The 14,734-nt window shown below is 70.0% G+C and carries 10 protein-coding genes; 6 read left to right on the forward strand and 4 right to left on the reverse strand.

The window, feature by feature from the left end:
- Nucleotides 1-10: 10 nt before the first annotated feature.
- Nucleotides 11-3,793, reverse strand: coding sequence for a bifunctional proline dehydrogenase/L-glutamate gamma-semialdehyde dehydrogenase PutA (putA, locus tag MXC99_RS10520; RefSeq protein WP_432654245.1), 3,783 nt, complete (start codon nt 3,791-3,793; stop codon nt 11-13).
- 239 nt (nt 3,794-4,032) lie between these two features.
- On the opposite strand from putA, the gene gshA reads away from it, so the two are divergent.
- From gshA to MXC99_RS10550, 6 genes are all read left to right on the forward strand, one after another.
- A complete protein-coding gene (gshA, locus tag MXC99_RS10525; protein WP_247725404.1) occupies nt 4,033-5,334 on the forward strand; it encodes a glutamate--cysteine ligase in 1,302 nt (433 codons plus the stop codon).
- Between the two features lie 78 nt (nt 5,335-5,412).
- Complete coding sequence (gene gshB, locus MXC99_RS10530; RefSeq protein ID WP_247725405.1) at nt 5,413-6,369, forward strand: glutathione synthase; 957 nt, start codon at nt 5,413-5,415, stop codon at nt 6,367-6,369.
- 73 nt (nt 6,370-6,442) lie between these two features.
- Nucleotides 6,443-7,468, forward strand: a complete 1,026-nt coding sequence (locus MXC99_RS10535) for an FAD:protein FMN transferase (RefSeq protein ID WP_247725432.1) — start codon at nt 6,443-6,445, stop codon at nt 7,466-7,468.
- A gap of 19 nt (nt 7,469-7,487) precedes the next feature.
- The gene (locus MXC99_RS10540) at nt 7,488-8,114 is read left to right on the forward strand and encodes a YhcB family protein (RefSeq protein ID WP_247725406.1); all 627 of its coding nucleotides are present in this window, start codon (nt 7,488-7,490) and stop codon (nt 8,112-8,114) included.
- Nucleotides 8,111-9,004 (forward strand): DMT family transporter, encoded by an 894-nt coding sequence (locus MXC99_RS10545; protein WP_247725407.1) that lies wholly within the window; start codon nt 8,111-8,113, stop codon nt 9,002-9,004. The genes MXC99_RS10540 and MXC99_RS10545 overlap by 4 nt, the downstream gene beginning before the upstream one ends.
- A 79-nt stretch (nt 9,005-9,083) precedes the next feature.
- Nucleotides 9,084-9,713: a 2-hydroxychromene-2-carboxylate isomerase gene (locus tag MXC99_RS10550; protein ID WP_247725408.1), complete on the forward strand. Its 630-nt coding sequence runs from the start codon at nt 9,084-9,086 to the stop codon at nt 9,711-9,713.
- Here the strand turns inward: MXC99_RS10550 and brxL are convergent.
- From brxL to MXC99_RS10565, 3 genes are all read right to left on the reverse strand, one after another.
- Nucleotides 9,703-11,775 (reverse strand): BREX system Lon protease-like protein BrxL, encoded by a 2,073-nt coding sequence (brxL, locus tag MXC99_RS10555; RefSeq protein ID WP_247725409.1) that lies wholly within the window; start codon nt 11,773-11,775, stop codon nt 9,703-9,705. The genes MXC99_RS10550 and brxL overlap by 11 nt on opposite strands.
- A gap of 32 nt (nt 11,776-11,807) precedes the next feature.
- A complete protein-coding gene (locus tag MXC99_RS10560) occupies nt 11,808-14,330 on the reverse strand; it encodes a PglZ domain-containing protein (RefSeq protein ID WP_247725410.1) in 2,523 nt (840 codons plus the stop codon).
- Between the two features lie 139 nt (nt 14,331-14,469).
- A complete protein-coding gene (locus MXC99_RS10565; protein WP_247725411.1) occupies nt 14,470-14,697 on the reverse strand; it encodes a DUF433 domain-containing protein in 228 nt (75 codons plus the stop codon).
- Nucleotides 14,698-14,734: the final 37 nt, after the last annotated feature.

The following is a 14,734-nucleotide window of genomic DNA, read 5'->3' on the forward strand; positions in this document are numbered from 1 at the left end:
CTGCCGGCATTCAGGCGCGCATCGCCATCAGGCCCGCGTTGCCGCCTGCGGCGGCGGTGTTGATGCTGAGCGTGCGTTCGTGGACGAGGCGGGCCGGATCGTAGTCCGGGTCGGGGCGCAGCAACGGCACGATGGGGCCGTCGCGCGCGGCGAGGCGGTGCTGCCAGGCGTCGGCCTCGGTGTCGGGGCCGTCGAAGAGCAGGGCGCCGAAGTCCGCGTCGAACCAGCCGGGATCGCAGCAGAGGTGCGCCTGCAGCGGCGCGGGTAGGGCGGCGTGAAGGCGCCGCACCGTCTCTCCGTCGTTGGTCCGCAGCCGGTTCGCACTGGCCAGTGCGGCGATGAGCTGGTGCAGGTAGCCGGCGATGTCGCAGGCCAGGCCGGCGAGGGTGCCGCGGGCGCAGAAGCGCAGGCTGTTGTGCTCGCCGGTGGGGCCGGGCAGGGTCAGGGTCAGGCCGGCGAGGCGACGGCTGCGGCAGGTGTCGGCGCGGGCGTGCAGCGCGGCGTGCTCGGCGGCCGTGACCAGGGTGCGGCCATCGCCATCGAGCCAGGTAAGCAGGGCCGCGAGGCGGGTCTCGGCGGCGCGGGCTTCGTCGCCCGCGCTGACCGCGAGCGCGCCGTCGGCCAGTGCCGGGCCGGGACTGCGCGCGAGCAGACGGTGCAGGTAGAGCGGCCCGCCCGCCTTCGGCCCGGTGCCCGACAGGCCTTCGCCGCCGAAAGGCTGGACGCCGACCACGGCGCCGATCATGTTGCGGTTCACGTACAGGTTGCCGACCCGCGCGCGTGCCGCCACGCGCCGGACGGTTTCGTCGATGCGGCTGTGCACGCCCAGGGTCAGGCCGTAGCCGGTGGCGTTGATGGCATCGACGAGCGCGTCGAGTTCGCTGGCGTGGTAGCGCAGCACGTGCAGGACGGGGCCGAAGTGTTCGCCGCGAAGCTCGGACAGGCGGGCGATCTCGATCACCGTCGGGGCGATGAAGGTGCCGTGTGCGCAGGCGGCGGGCAGGGGCCGGCGCGTGACCGCCGCTCCGGCTGCCCGCATCGCGGCGACGTGGGCTTCCAGCCCGCTGCACGCGGCGGCGTCGATCACCGGGCCGAGGTCGGTGCGCACGTCGGCCGGGTCGCCGATCCGCAGCTCGTCGAGCGCCCCGCACAGCATCCGCATCAGGTCGTCGGCGATGTCGTGCTGCAGGCACAGCACGCGCAGTGCCGAGCAGCGCTGGCCGGCCGAATCGAAGGCGGAGGCAAGCGCGTCGGCCACGACCTGTTCGGGCAGCGCGGTGGAGTCGACGATCATTGCGTTCTGGCCGCCGGTCTCGGCGATCAGCGGCACGTTGCCGCCGCGTGCCGCGAGCGCGCGGTTGATGTGCACGGCGACCGCGGTGGAGCCGGTGAACATCACTGCGCGCACGCGCGCATCGGCCGCCAGCGCGGCGCCGACGACTTCGCCGCGGCCGGGCAGCAGCTGCAGCACGTCGGTGGGAATGCCGGCTTCGTGGAGCAGGGCGACGGCGCACGCGGCGATCAGCGGCGTCTGCCCGGCGGGTTTGGCGAGCACGGGGTTGCCGGCGGCGAGGGCGGCGGCGAGCTGGCCGGTGAAGATCGCCAGCGGGAAATTCCACGGGCTGATGCACAGCACGGGGCCGCGCGGCGGATGGCTCGCGGCGTCGAAGTGCTGCGCCTGCTGCGCGTAGTAGCGCAGGAAGTCGACCGCTTCGCGCAGCTCGGCGACCGCGCTCGCCCAGGTCTTGCCCGCCTCGCGCACCGCCAGCGCGAACAGGGTGTCGGCCTTCGCCTCGTAGCGCTCGGCGGCGCGCAGCAGGATCTGCGCGCGCGCGGCGGCGGAACGGGCGGCCCAGCCGGGGGCGGCGGCCTGGGCGGCGGCGAGCGCCGCTTCGACGGTGGCGGAGTCGGCCTCGAGCACGTAGCCGACGATCTCGCCGTGTACGGCCGGATTGCGCACCGGCCGTGCGCCCGGCGGCGGGGGGGCGGAGGCGGGCCCGGGGGCGCCGGTTGCCGCGGCTGCGGCAGGCGGACGCGGTGCGGCGTCGAAGCGCATCGAGCGCGACTGTGCGAGGGCGGCCGCGAGGCGGGCGCGCACCGTTTCGCTGGCCAGATCGAAGCCGGTGGAATTGGTCCGTGCGGCGCCGAACAGGGCGGCCGGGAGGACGATGTCCGGGTGCGGCGCGCCGGCGAGCGGAGCGGTGTGTTCGACGGGGTCGGCGATCAGCGCCCCGATCGGGATGTCCGGGTCCACGACGCGATTGACGAAGCTGGTGTTGGCGCCGTTTTCGAGCAGGCGGCGGACCAGGTAGGCGAGCAGGGTGCGGTGGGTGCCGACCGGAGCGTAGATGCGCACCAGGCGGTGGCGCTCGGGGTGGCCGACGATCTGGTCGTAGAGCGCTTCGCCCATGCCGTGCAGGCACTGGAACTCGTAGTCGCCCGGCTGCCAGGTGCGGCCGTCGGCGGCGGCGAGGTGGAACACCGCGGCCAGGGTGTGGGCGTTGTGGGTGGCGAATTGCGGGTACACCGCGTCGCGCGCGGCGAGCAGCTGTTTCGCGCAGGCGAGGTAGGCGACGTCGGTATAGGCCTTGCGGGTATACACCGGGTAGCCGGCGAGGCCGTCGACCTGGGCGCGCTTGATTTCGGCGTCCCAGTAGGCGCCCTTGACCAGGCGCACCATCAGGCGCCGGCCGCTGCGGCGGGCGAGGGCGATGACGAAGTCGAGCACCCTGGGGGCGCGCTTCTGGTAGGCCTGGACGACGAAGCCCAGGCCCTGCCAGCCGGCGAGGGTGTCGTCGGCCGCGAGGGCTTCGAGGAGGTCGAGCGAAAGGTCGAGGCGGTCGGCTTCCTCGGCGTCGATGTTAAGGCCGATGTCGTAGCCGCGGGCGAGCCTGCACAGCGCATGCAGGCGCGGCAGCAGCTCGGCGAGCACGCGCTCGCGCTGCGACCAGGTGTAGCGGGGATGGAGCGCGGACAGCTTCACCGAGATGCCGTTGCCGTCGATCACGCCGCGCCTGGCGCCATCCCGGCCGATGGCGTGGATCGCCGCTGCGTAGGCGTCAAAGTAGCGTTCGGCGTCGGCCGCGGTCATCGCTGCTTCGCCGAGCATGTCGAAGGAATGGCGGTAGCCCCGTTTCGCGGGCCCCCGGCTGTGCCGCAGGGCCTCGCCGATGTCGCGGCCGGTGACGAACTGATCGCCCAGCAGGCGCATCGCCAGGTCCATGCCCTTGCGGATCAGGGCCTCGCCGCCGCGGCCGGGCAGGCGGGTAAGGGCCGCGGACAGGCCGGCACGGTCGTGCGGGGCGAGCAGGCGGCGGCCGATCAGCAGCCCCCAGGCGGCGGCGTTGACGAACAGCGAGGGGCTGTGGCCGAGATGGGCGTGCCAGTCGCCGCCGGCCAGCTTGTCGCGGATCAGGCGGTCCGCGGTGGCCCGGTCCGGCACCCGCAGCAGGGCTTCGGCGAGGCACATCAGGGCCACGCCTTCAGCGCTCGACAGGGAAAACTCGCTCATCAGCGCATCGACGCCGCCCGCGTGGCTGCGTGCCGCCCGCAGTCCGGTGGCCAGCTCCCGTGCCAGCGCCTGGACCCGGGCCGCACTCCCGGAGTCGAGGCGTGCGGCCTCGACCAGGGGCGGCACGCAGGCCGGCTCGGGCGTGCGCCAGGCGTCTTCGATGGTCGCGCGCAGGGCGCAGCGCGGCGTCTGCGGCAGCGCGGCGGCGGCGGGCGGCTCCGTGCCCGGAAGGGCGGGCGGGGAGGGCAGCGGGAGGAGGGGCGGGAGGAGGGGCGGATTCACGGTCGGGCACTCCTGCAAAGAATGACGCGCGCTGCCGGTGGCGGCCGGGCGTTCCCCCCGTCGCCGGCGCCGGCCTGCGGAGCGGACGGGCGCGCCGGAGGAGGACATATGAAGCCATAATCCGTGGCCGGGGTGAAGCGCGCGCCACGCGCGCCGGCGGGCGCAGGCCTTGGTGTAACATTCCGGCCAATCCATTCGCTGCGGACCGCCCCGCCGCAGCGTCCTCCCGAGAGACATCCATGGTTCCCCACCTCACCACTGCCCTCACTGGCCCGCTGCTCGAACTGGAACGCCAGTTCCTCGACAACGCCACCGACATCGAAAAATGGTTCCGTGCCCAGTGGCAGGACCATCTGCCGCCGTTCTACGGTTCGACCGACCTGCGCAATTCCGGCTTCAAGCTCGCCCCGGTCGATCTCAACCTGTTTCCCGGCGGCTTCAACAACCTCAACGACGCCTTCATGCCGCTGTGCGTGCAGGCGGCGCAGGCGGCGATCGAGCGCATCTGCCCGGAGGCGAGCAAGCTGCTGCTGATCCCGGAGAATCACACCCGCAACCAGTTCTACCTGCAGAACGTCGCCAAGCTGGTGGCGATCCTGCGCCTGACCGGCGTCGAAGTGCGCATCGGCAGCCTGCTGCCCGAGATCGTCGCGCCCACCGTGCTCGAACTGGCCAACGGCACCACCCTGACCCTGGAGCCGCTGCGCCGCAGCGGCAGCCGCATCGGCGTGGACGGCTTCGACCCCTGCGCGGTGCTGCTCAACAACGACCTCTCGGCCGGTATTCCGGCGCCGCTGAAGGGGCTCGACGAGCAATGGCTGATCCCGCCGCTGCATGCCGGCTGGCATTCGCGGCGCAAGTCGCGGCATGCGGAGTGCTACGACCGCGTCGCGCGCGCCTTCGCCGCGGAGATCGGCATCGACCCGTGGCGGATCAATCCCGAGTTCGGCGTCTGCGGCCAGATCAACTTCCAGGAGCGCACCGGTGAGGAATGCCTCGCCGCCCAGGTCGACTCGCTGCTGGCCCGGATTCGCGCCAAGTACCGGGAGTATGGCGTCACCGACCAGCCTTTCGTGGTGGTCAAGGCCGATGCCGGCACCTACGGCATGGGCGTGATGACGGTCAAGGACGCTTCCGAAGTGGTCGGCCTCAACCGCCGCCAGCGCAACAAGATGGCGGTGGTGAAGGAAGGCCTGCAGGTGCAGGAAGTGATCATCCAGGAAGGCGTGCACAGTTTCGAGACGGTCGAGGACGGCGTCGCCGAGCCGGTCGTCTACATGATGGACCACTACGTCGTGGGCGGCTTCTACCGCGTCCATACCGAGCGCGGGCGCGACGAGAACCTCAACGCCCCGGGCATGCACTTCAAGCCGCTCGCCTTCGACACCTGCTGCACCCTGCCCGACCGCGCCCAGGGGCCGGACGCGCCGCCCAACCGCTTCTACGCCTACGGCGTGGTCGCACGCCTGGCGCTGCTCGCGGCCTCGGTGGAAATCGAGGAGACCGCGCCGGCCGAGGACGACGACCGCCTCGCCGCCTGAGCCGTGCGGGGCGCCGGCCGGCGCCCGCCGCGCCGCGCCGCCGTCCTTTCCTTCCCGCATCGATTTCCGGAAACGCCCATGTCCCGCCCGCTCCAGCTCCTGTTCATCCTCGATCCGCTCGACGGCCTGAAGGCCTACAAGGACTCCAGCGTCGCCATGATGCGTGCCGCCGCCCGCCGCGGCCACGCCGTGTGGACGCTGCAGCGCGCCGGGCTCGCCTGGCGCGAAGGCGTGGTCGTCGGCACCGCCTGCGTGCCGCTGAGCCTGGCCGACGAGGATCACGACTGGTACCGCGCCGGCGCCGCCGAAGCGCGGCCGCTGGCCGCGTTCGACGCCGTGCTGATGCGCCAGGACCCGCCCTTCGATTTCGAATACGTCACCGCCACCTGGCTGCTCGAGCGCGCGGTGCAGGCCGGGGTGCGCGTGTTCAACGACCCGCGCGCGGTGCGCGACCACTCCGAAAAGATCGCGATCACCGAATTCCCCCAGTTCACCGCGACCACCCTGGTGGCGCGCGACCCGGCCGACATCCACGCCTTCATCGACGAGCTCGGCGACGTCATCCTGAAGCCGCTCGACGGCATGGGCGGCAGCCAGATCTTCCGCGTGCGCGCCGACGACCCCAACCGCAACGTCATCGTCGAGACGCTCGCCCAGGACGGCACGCGCACGATCATGGCGCAGCGCTACCTGGCGCAGATCGTCGACGGCGACAAGCGCGTGCTGATCATCGGCGGCGAAGTCGTGCCCTATGCGCTCGCGCGCATCCCGAAGGCGGGCGAGACGCGCGGCAACCTCGCCGCCGGCGGGCGCGGCGTGGCGATGGCGCTGACCGCGCGCGAGCGCGAGATCGCCGAATTCCTCGCCCCGATCCTGTGGGCGCGCGGCCTGCTGATCGTCGGCCTGGACGTGATCGGCGGCCACCTCACCGAGATCAACGTCACCAGCCCCACCTGCATGGTCGAGATCGCCGCGCAGCAGGGCTTCGACGTCGCCGCGCGGGTCATCGACGCGCTGGAGCAGGCATGCGGCTGAGCACGGTGGCGAGGGCACGGCGGGAGCTTGCGGAGGCGGGACGGTGAGGGTTTCCCGCCGCTCCGGCGGCGCCCTGCTCCGGCTGCTGGCGCTGCTCGTGGCCGCGTTCGCGCTCGGCGCCTGTTCGCGGCCGCAGGTGTTCCACCATGAAGCCTTCGTTTTCGGCACCCGCGTCGATGTCGCCGTCTACGGCACCGACCAGGCCCAGGCCGATGCCGCGGCCGCAGTGGTGCTGCGCGAGTTCGACCGCCTCCACCGCGCCTATCACGCCTGGGAACCGTCCGAGCTGACCGCGCTCAACGAGGCGATCGCGCGCGGCGAGCCGGCCACCGTGTCCGATGAGCTCGCGGCGATGCTCGCCGATGCGCAGCGCATCGCCGCCACCGGCGACGAGCTGTTCAACCCCGCCCTCGGCGCCCTGGTGGCGCTGTGGGGGTTTCACACCGACACGTTCGTGCCCCGGCGGCCCGATCCGGCGGCGCTGCAGGCGCTGCTCGCGGCACGCCCGCAGATGGCCGATCTGGTCATCGACGGCAATCGGGTGGAAAGCCGCAACCGGGCGGTGCAGCTCGACCTCGGCGGCTACGCCAAGGGCTACGCGCTCGACCGCGCAGCGGCGATCCTGCGCGAACGGGGCGTGAACAATGCGTTGATCAACATCGGCGGCAACGTCATGGCGCTCGGCGACAAGGGCGGCCAGCCGTGGCGGATCGGCATCCAGCACCCGCGTGCCCCGGCGCCGCTCGCCACCCTGCCGCTGTACGACGGCGAAGCAGTCGGCACGTCGGGGGACTATCAGCGCTATTTCGAGCTCGACGGCGAACGCTACGCCCACCTTCTCGATCCGCGCAGCGGCCAGCCGGCGCGCGGCACCCAGTCGCTGACCATCCTGGTCACGCCGCGTCCCGGCGCGGGCACGCTGTCGGACGCGCCGAGCAAGCCCGCCTACCTCGCCGGCGGCGCTTGGCGCGACTACCTGCGCCGCTACGGCATCGAGCACGGCCTGCGGGTGGGCGAGGACGGCCGCATCGAAGTGACCCGCGCGCTGCGCGCGCGGCTGCAGTTTCCCGCACCGCTCGAGGTGACGGTGATCGATTGAACGCAAGGAGGACAAGACCATGACCCCACAGACCGCCTGGCTGCTCGCCATTTCCGCCGTCATCGTCGCGGCCCTGATCGGCTTTTTCGTCGGCCGCCGCTTCGGCGCCGGGAAGGCGCGCATCGACGAGCTGGAAGCCGAGCTGGGCCGGCAGCAGAACGAAGTCGACCGCTACCGCGCGGAGGTCGCGGCGCATTTCGACCAGACCGCGACTCTGTTCGTGTCGATGGCGGGTTCCTACAAGGCGCTCTCCGAGCACCTGTCCGCCGGCTACGAAAAGCTCGCTCCGGCGTCGTCGCGCGAGCTGTTCCGGCAGCGCATCGAGGCCTTGCAGGTGGACGAAGACTCCGCTCCGGGGCCGGACGGCAGGCCTGGCGCCGATGACCGGCGGGATGGCGCGGCCGCATCGCAGGCCGCCGCCGCAGGAGCCGCCACGCTTGCCGCCGGGGCGGCGATGGCCAGCGGGATCGGTGGCGAGGGTGACGAGGGTGAAGACGGTGAAGACGGGGCCGCGCCCGCCCGGACCGTGGCCGGCGATGCCGGGATCGACGAGGCGTGCCGGGAGGAGGATGCCGGCGTCGCCCTCGATCCGGTCGCGGAGGAAGTCTCCGGCGAACGCGCCGGGCGTGGCGAAGAGGCGAAATGAGCCCGACGCCCAAGCATGAGCTCGACCGCCTGGCGATCGGCCTGATGGTGTTGCTGTGCACGATCTGGGGGCTGCAGCAGGTGGCGATCAAGCTCACCAGCGTCGGCATCTCGCCGGTGTGGCAGGCCGGCGTGCGCTCGCTCGGCGCCACGGCGATCGTATTCGGCTGGGCGGCGCTGCGCGGCGTAAGGCTGTTCGAGCGCGACCGCACGCTGCTGCCGGGGCTGTTCGCCGGGCTGCTGTTCGCGGCCGAGTTCGCGCTGATCTTTCTCGGCCTGCAGCTCACTTCGGCTTCGCGCGGCGTGATCTTCCTGTACACCGCGCCCTTCTTCGTCGCCCTCGGTGCGGTCTGGTTGTTGCCGCACGAGCACATGCGCCGCGCCCAGTGGGCGGGGATGGCGATGGCGTTTTCCGGGATCATCGTGCTGTTCGGTGAGCACCTGTTCGTGCCGGCGGGCGAAGCCTGGATGGGCGACCTGATGATCGTGGTCGCCGCGCTGCTGTGGGCGGCGACGACGCTGACGGTGAAGGCCAGCGCGCTGGCGCGGGCCTCGGCGGAGAAGACCCTGCTCTACCAGCTCGGGGTTTCGGCGCTGGCCCTGCCGCCGCTGTCGTATGCCCTCGGCGAGCCCGGCGTGTTCGCGCCGACCCCGCTGGTGTGGGCGGGCCTGCTGTTCCAGACCGTGATCGTCGCCGGGGCGTCCTACCTCGCCTGGTTCTGGCTGGTGCGGGAGTACCCGGCGACGCGCTTGTCGTCGTTTTCCTTCCTGACCCCGGTGATGGGGGTGCTGGCCGGCGGCGTGCTCCTCGGCGAGCCGCTCACTCCGGCGGTGTTCGCTGCGCTCGCCTTGGTCGGCACCGGGATCTGGGTGGCGAACCGGCCGGCCTGAGCTGCAGCGCTCGGCCCGGGGGCGCGTGCCCGGGGCCGATGCTCTATAGTGGCGGCGTCCCTGTTGCGGAGCCGTGCCCATGTCCCGTCCGGTCGTCGAGTTCTGGTTCGAGTTCGCCAGCACCTATTCCTACCTGTCCGTGATGCGCATCGAAGCGGCGGCGCAGGCCGCCAGGGTGGATATCGAGTGGCGCCCCTTCCTGCTCGGCCCGGTGTTCATGGCGCTGGGCTGGAACGACTCGCCGTTCAACATCTACCCGCCCAAGGGACGCTACATGTGGCGCGATCTCGAGCGCCTCGCCGCCAAGCAGGGGCTACCCTTCCACCACCCCAGCCGCTTTCCGCGCAACGGCCTGCTCGCCGCGCGGGTGGCGCTGCTCGGCGCCCATGAAGGCTGGGTGGGGCCGTTCGCGCGCGCGGTGATGACCGCCAACTTCGCCGAAGACCGCGAGATCGGCGAGCCGGCGGTGATCGGGGCGATCCTCGAAGACCTCGGCCTGCCGGCCGCCGAGCTGCTCGCGCGCGCGCAGAGCGCCGCCAACAAGCTCGCCCTGCGCTGCCAGACCGAACGCGCCGCCGAGCTCGGTCTGTTCGGGGCGCCCAGCTTCCGCGTCGGCGACGAGCTGTTCTGGGGCAACGACCGGCTCGAGGATGCGCTGGCGTGGGCGCGGCAGGGGCGCGCGACGGCGCCGGCACAGTTCATGCCTTGAAGACGTCGACCTTGGTCTCCAGACATCGGCGCAAACTCAGGTCGTTCGCGCCGATGCCGAACCAGCTGTCCGGCTTCTGGAAAAAATCCAGGCCACGGCCGATCTTGATCACCCAGCCGTTGTCGATGCGGATCTCGCGGTCATGCAGGTTCTCGTTCACCTTCACGTCCAGTGCGACGTCCAGTTCAAGCAGGCTCTGCTTGAGCTCGTCCAGCCGCGCGGCGACCTCCTTCAGGTCGGTGCCGTCGTCGTAGCTCGTGGTCAGGCTGATCTTGCGCACACCCGGGGCCTTGATCACCGTTTCGCAGAAGCGCACGAAGTTGTGGATCTGGTGCGTCGCGCGGATGTAGGGGTCCTCGATCTCGACGTGCTTGGCACCCGCCAGGTAGGGCAGCACGATCGCCTCGTAGCTGTAACCGGTATCCCCGTAATGGATGGTGAAATGCTGTTCGCTCGGCGGTGACGGCGCGGCTTCGCCAGCGGGCGGCAGCTGGGCGGCAGCGGGTGCCGCCGCCACGGCCGCCGGCGTGGCGATCGGCGCTGCAGGCGGCGTGACGCCCTGCTCGGACGACGTGTGAATGTTCCGTCTGCTCGGCTCCTGGGTGGCCGTGGCGGTGCGTGACTCGGGGCAGTAGACGACCACGTCTTCGCCGGCGCTGTTGATGAACGACAGGTTGATGCGCCCGAACTCGTCGTCGGTCTTGCGCTTGTTCATCTGCTCCTTCACCCGGCGGCGCATCTCCACCGCGTAGGCGACGTATTCATCGAACTCGGCATCCGATGGCGGGCCGTGGGGGTGCAGGATCTTCAGGAAGGCGCACACCGACTTCTTGATGCCTTTCTCGTCGCGGCCTTCGACCGCCTTGCCGAGCCGGATCCGCTTGCTGACCTCCTCGTAGCGGTTGGTCTGCTTGAGCTGGTGGTGGAAGGCCTCGGCCAGGTAATCGGTGATGAAGCCGTAGTGGCTGGTCAGGAATTCGCTGCTGTTCTTGGGCATCTCCCAGCCCGGCAGATAGCAGGCGAAGCGATCCTGGACCGCGAGGTCGAACTCCTTGGGCAGCGGCTGAAACAGGTCGTACACCTCGGAATGCACGATCTGCTCGACCGACAGGTCCAGGTTGCCGACGAAGGCCATCGACGCGTCGGCGATCACCTCCACGCCGCGCGAGAAGCGCCCGTTGGCCATGAAGTCCTTCATGATCTGGATGGTGTCCTGGTCCTTCACCTTGATGCCGCCGACCTCGTCGAAGGCGACCGTGTCCCAGTAGCCGACCAGGCCGATCTTGCGACGCTGGTTGTTGTAGAACAGCGTCGCCTTGGTGGCCTGGCCACCGCTGATCAGCGTCGAGTAGGGCGAGAACTCGCTGAAGAAGTAGGACTTGCCGGTGCCGCGCGGCCCCAGCTCGATGAAGTTGTAGTTCGCCTCGATCAGCGGCGCCAGGCGGGCGACGAAGTGCATCTTCACCCGGTGGCTGAGCTTGCCCGGCTCCAGGCCGACCGAGCGCAGGATCACGTCCAGCCATTCGTCGCGGCTGAACTGTGCGCGGCCTTCCTTGTAGCGCTCGAAGTCGAAGCGGGCGAGCTGGATCGGACGCAGATCCTCGACGTAGAAGGTGTAGCCGTCCTCCTCGATCTCGTTGAACGCGATCGTCACCTCGGCCCACAGCCCGCCCTGCAGCAGGCGGTCGTTGTCGCGGTAGAACTTCTCGCTGATCGCCACTCGGCGCGAATCGAAGTTCTCCAGCGCCGCCCAGTGCCGGCGGTCCTTCTCGACGTAGTTGACGTGCACCTTGTCGATGAAACGATGCTTGCCCTTGGTCGCCACCCGCGACTGCGCGGCATTGGCTTCATTCGGGCGCACGTAGTTCTCGTTGAGCGTATCGAGCACCGCCTCCATGCCGGCCTGGATCTCGGCGGCGTCGTCGCTCGCGCAGAAGCGCGCGAGCAGGAACTCGAGCACGAAGGTCGGCACGTTGGTGCCCTTCTTGATCCGGTGCAGCAGGTCCTTGCGCACGACCTTGCCGTCGAAGATCGAGGTCAGCTTCTCGTCCAGGGTATCCATCAATCCAGTCCCTCGCCGGGTGGCGCCATCACTCAAACCGCGTAATCGGTTTCGAGCTCGATCTGGGCGTAGATCGCGTTGGTCTTCGGGTTCAGGGCCTTGACCTTGAACTTGCCCTCGAACTCCATCTGCATCTTCAGCGTCACCTGGGCCTTCTCGCCCGCGCGCAGGGTCAGCGTGCCGGTGGCCGGATTCACCACGCCGCCGGCCTTGGCCTCACCGACCACATCGCCCTTGGCGTTGTGCGCCTCCAGCAGGATCTCGAACACGCTCTCGGTCGAGAACATGTCGACCGCATCCACCGCGAGGTCGATCACCGGCACCCGCGTCGTCACCCGCTTCGCGCCGTTCTTGTAGCGCAGCGCCACCGCAGCCTGCGTCAACGCGGGTTGCTCGGCGGCCTTCAACTGCATCGTGATCACCGGCACCACGCACTCCTGCAGCGAGGCGCCGCCGTGGTAGTAGAGCAGGCCGGCGCGATACGCCGCCAGGCTCAGCGGCCCGGCAAAGCGGGCGAAGTCGCCGCGGATGCCGAGTTTGTCCGCGCTCATCTCGAAGTGGTGGGCATCGGCGCCACCGTCACCCAGCGCGCAGCGCTCATGCACCGCGATCCAGTTGCCGGCGGGCCTGGCGCACACGTCGCCGGCGCCGGCATGGGTGTTCATGAAGAAGCCGTGGTCGGTGGCGATCACCACCTCGCTGAAGCCGCGCTGGATCAGCTTGTGGATCGCCTTGCGGATACGCTTGAGGGCGTTGGTGATCTCGGCCGGCGCGGTGTCCGGGTGGTTCTCGAAGTGGCTGTCGATCTCGACCGCACGCAGCACCAGCAGGTCCACGTCCTTGCCGAAGTCGACACGGTCGCGCACGAAGTCTTCCAGGCGCCCCTCGGCAAAACGCTGGCCATAGCGCCGGCGGAACACCTCCATGCGCTGCGCCACCGTCGTGATCGCCTGCTCGCCCAGCATCGGCACGATGCTGTCACCCTGCTTGCTCAGCGTCAGTGTCTGCCCTGCGCCCGGCAGCAGGCTGGCCATGCCGACCGGGGTCACGCTGGGCAGTTGCGCCAACGCCGGCTTCAACTCGACCACCCCGTCCTCGGCGAGCTGCTTTTCCAGCGCCACGCCCAACTCGAAACGCAGCGCGTCGATCATCAGGTAGGCCACGCGGTGGCCGTTGTGCTGCAGCTTGGGGGCCACCACGCGATCGAACACATCGGCGTTGGACAGGTAATCGGGCAGCGGCCAGCCGCTCGCCTGCAGGTGCCGGGTGAACACCATCTGCACCCGCTCGACCAGCTTGCCGTAGCGCTTGCGGGCTTGCTGCTTGATCGGCGTCATCGTGCCGTTGGTGTCCTGCCAATCGAAGTCGCTAACCGCCTGTTCGAACTCCCGATGCAGGCGATCGACCTCGCGCAGCGCGCCGATGTAGAAGGCGAGCAGGCGCTCCAGACTTTGCGCGTGGTCGGGCAACTGGCGGTCCAGGTCCTCGCAGGCCAGCGACAACTCCACGGCAGCGCGCACCAGATCCCATTGCGCCCGGCTCTCGCCCTTGCCGGTCCACACCGAGCGCTCGTGCTGCGCCAGGATCGTCCGTACCAGGTCGATGTCGTCGCGCAGGCTGGCCTCGATGGCGTTGGCGAGGAAGGTGCGTTCCTCGAAGGGGAAGGTGTCGCGCTGGCCCAGGTTCTTGAGGCTGTGGCAGTGCGCGGGCAAGGACAGCTCGCGCTCGATCTCCTCGGCGCGGTCGATGTAGATGGACTGCGTGCGGCGGTTGTTGCGCAGGTCTTCGCACAAGCCCTCGATCACCGGGCGTGCGCTCACCGGTGCCTGCGGGATGTCGGCGAGTGCCGCCGGCAAGGCCTCGGGCAGATCGAACACGAACTCGCTGAACAACACGAAGCGCCACAGCTCGTCGGCGATCGACGACCAGGTCTTGCCGCGCGTCTTCAGCGCCAGGCCGAGGCTGGTCTTGAGCAGGTCACGCGCTTCCGCGCCCCAGGCTTCCGCGCCCTTCAAGGCCTCGTCCTGGCGGGCGCTAGGCGCCAGCAGCGCCAGCAGGATGTCGCGCCCGGACTCGACCCCGAGCAGCGCCCGCAGGTTGGGCCAGCCCAGGCCACCGCCCACGGCATCGATGACCGCGAAGCTCGGCTTCGACTCCGCCTCGAAGAGCTTGCGGATCGCCATGCCGTGATCCGGCTTCGCCTTCAGGCACAGGCTCTCGAAGCTGTCGCTGTCACCGTTCGGGAAGGTCTCACCGCACGCGGCAAAAGCGGCAAAGGGGTCGCGCTGGCGCTCTTCGTCCGCTACGGGCGCGGCGGCAGGTACGTAGATCACCAGTCCGTTCAGCGCCCCCTTGCCGAGCGCCACCAGGGCCTGGCTCGCCGCCTCGCGGCTCAGGATGCTGCTCTCGCTGGCATCGACCACCCGACACTGCTCGTCCTCCATGCCCTGGCACACGGCGCGGTAACGGTGCTGCGGGTCGTACACCACCAGCACGCCGCGCTTCGCGAGGCGGGGGGCGAGGATGTCCTGGCGAATGAAGGTCTCGATACTCATGCGATTCTTGTCTTCTTGTAGATCATGTATGAGCGACTACGCAGCTTGCGGCGCATGAAACGGCGTTTTGTGCGCCACAAACCGAGCAGGCGGTTGTTTCAGGTACCGTCCGACGACCGCTGCACATCAATCCAGAAGGTCACGCCGCCAGCCTGACGATGGCAACGCGGCGGGCGGCGAAATGCAGGCATGCCCTGATGTCTGCCGCCTCCAGGTCGGGGAAGTCGGCCAGGATCTCAGCCTGCTCGACCCCCTGGGCAAGCATTTCGAGCACATCCGCCACCCGGATTCGCAAACCACGGATGCAGGGCAGCCCCCCGCACTGCCGGAGGTTGAAGGTGATGCGCTGTTCAAGGTCAGTGTTCATCACCATTCACCGCCATTCTCTGCAGGAAAAAACCGAC

The organism is Thauera aromatica (genome assembly GCF_023093595.1).
Lineage (GTDB): Bacteria > Pseudomonadota > Gammaproteobacteria > Burkholderiales > Rhodocyclaceae > Thauera > Thauera aromatica_A.

Coding starts and splice junctions, on each gene's coding strand:
- gshA (WP_247725404.1), top strand. CDS start 4,033: ATGGTTCCCCACCTCACCACTGCCCTCACTGGCCCGCTGCTCGAACTG.
- gshB (WP_247725405.1), top strand. CDS start 5,413: ATGTCCCGCCCGCTCCAGCTCCTGTTCATCCTCGATCCGCTCGACGGC.
- MXC99_RS10540 (WP_247725406.1), top strand. CDS start 7,488: ATGACCCCACAGACCGCCTGGCTGCTCGCCATTTCCGCCGTCATCGTC.
- MXC99_RS10545 (WP_247725407.1), top strand. CDS start 8,111: ATGAGCCCGACGCCCAAGCATGAGCTCGACCGCCTGGCGATCGGCCTG.
- MXC99_RS10550 (WP_247725408.1), top strand. CDS start 9,084: ATGTCCCGTCCGGTCGTCGAGTTCTGGTTCGAGTTCGCCAGCACCTAT.
- brxL (WP_247725409.1), bottom strand. CDS start 11,775: ATGGATACCCTGGACGAGAAGCTGACCTCGATCTTCGACGGCAAGGTC.
- MXC99_RS10560 (WP_247725410.1), bottom strand. CDS start 14,330: ATGAGTATCGAGACCTTCATTCGCCAGGACATCCTCGCCCCCCGCCTC.
- MXC99_RS10565 (WP_247725411.1), bottom strand. CDS start 14,697: ATGAACACTGACCTTGAACAGCGCATCACCTTCAACCTCCGGCAGTGC.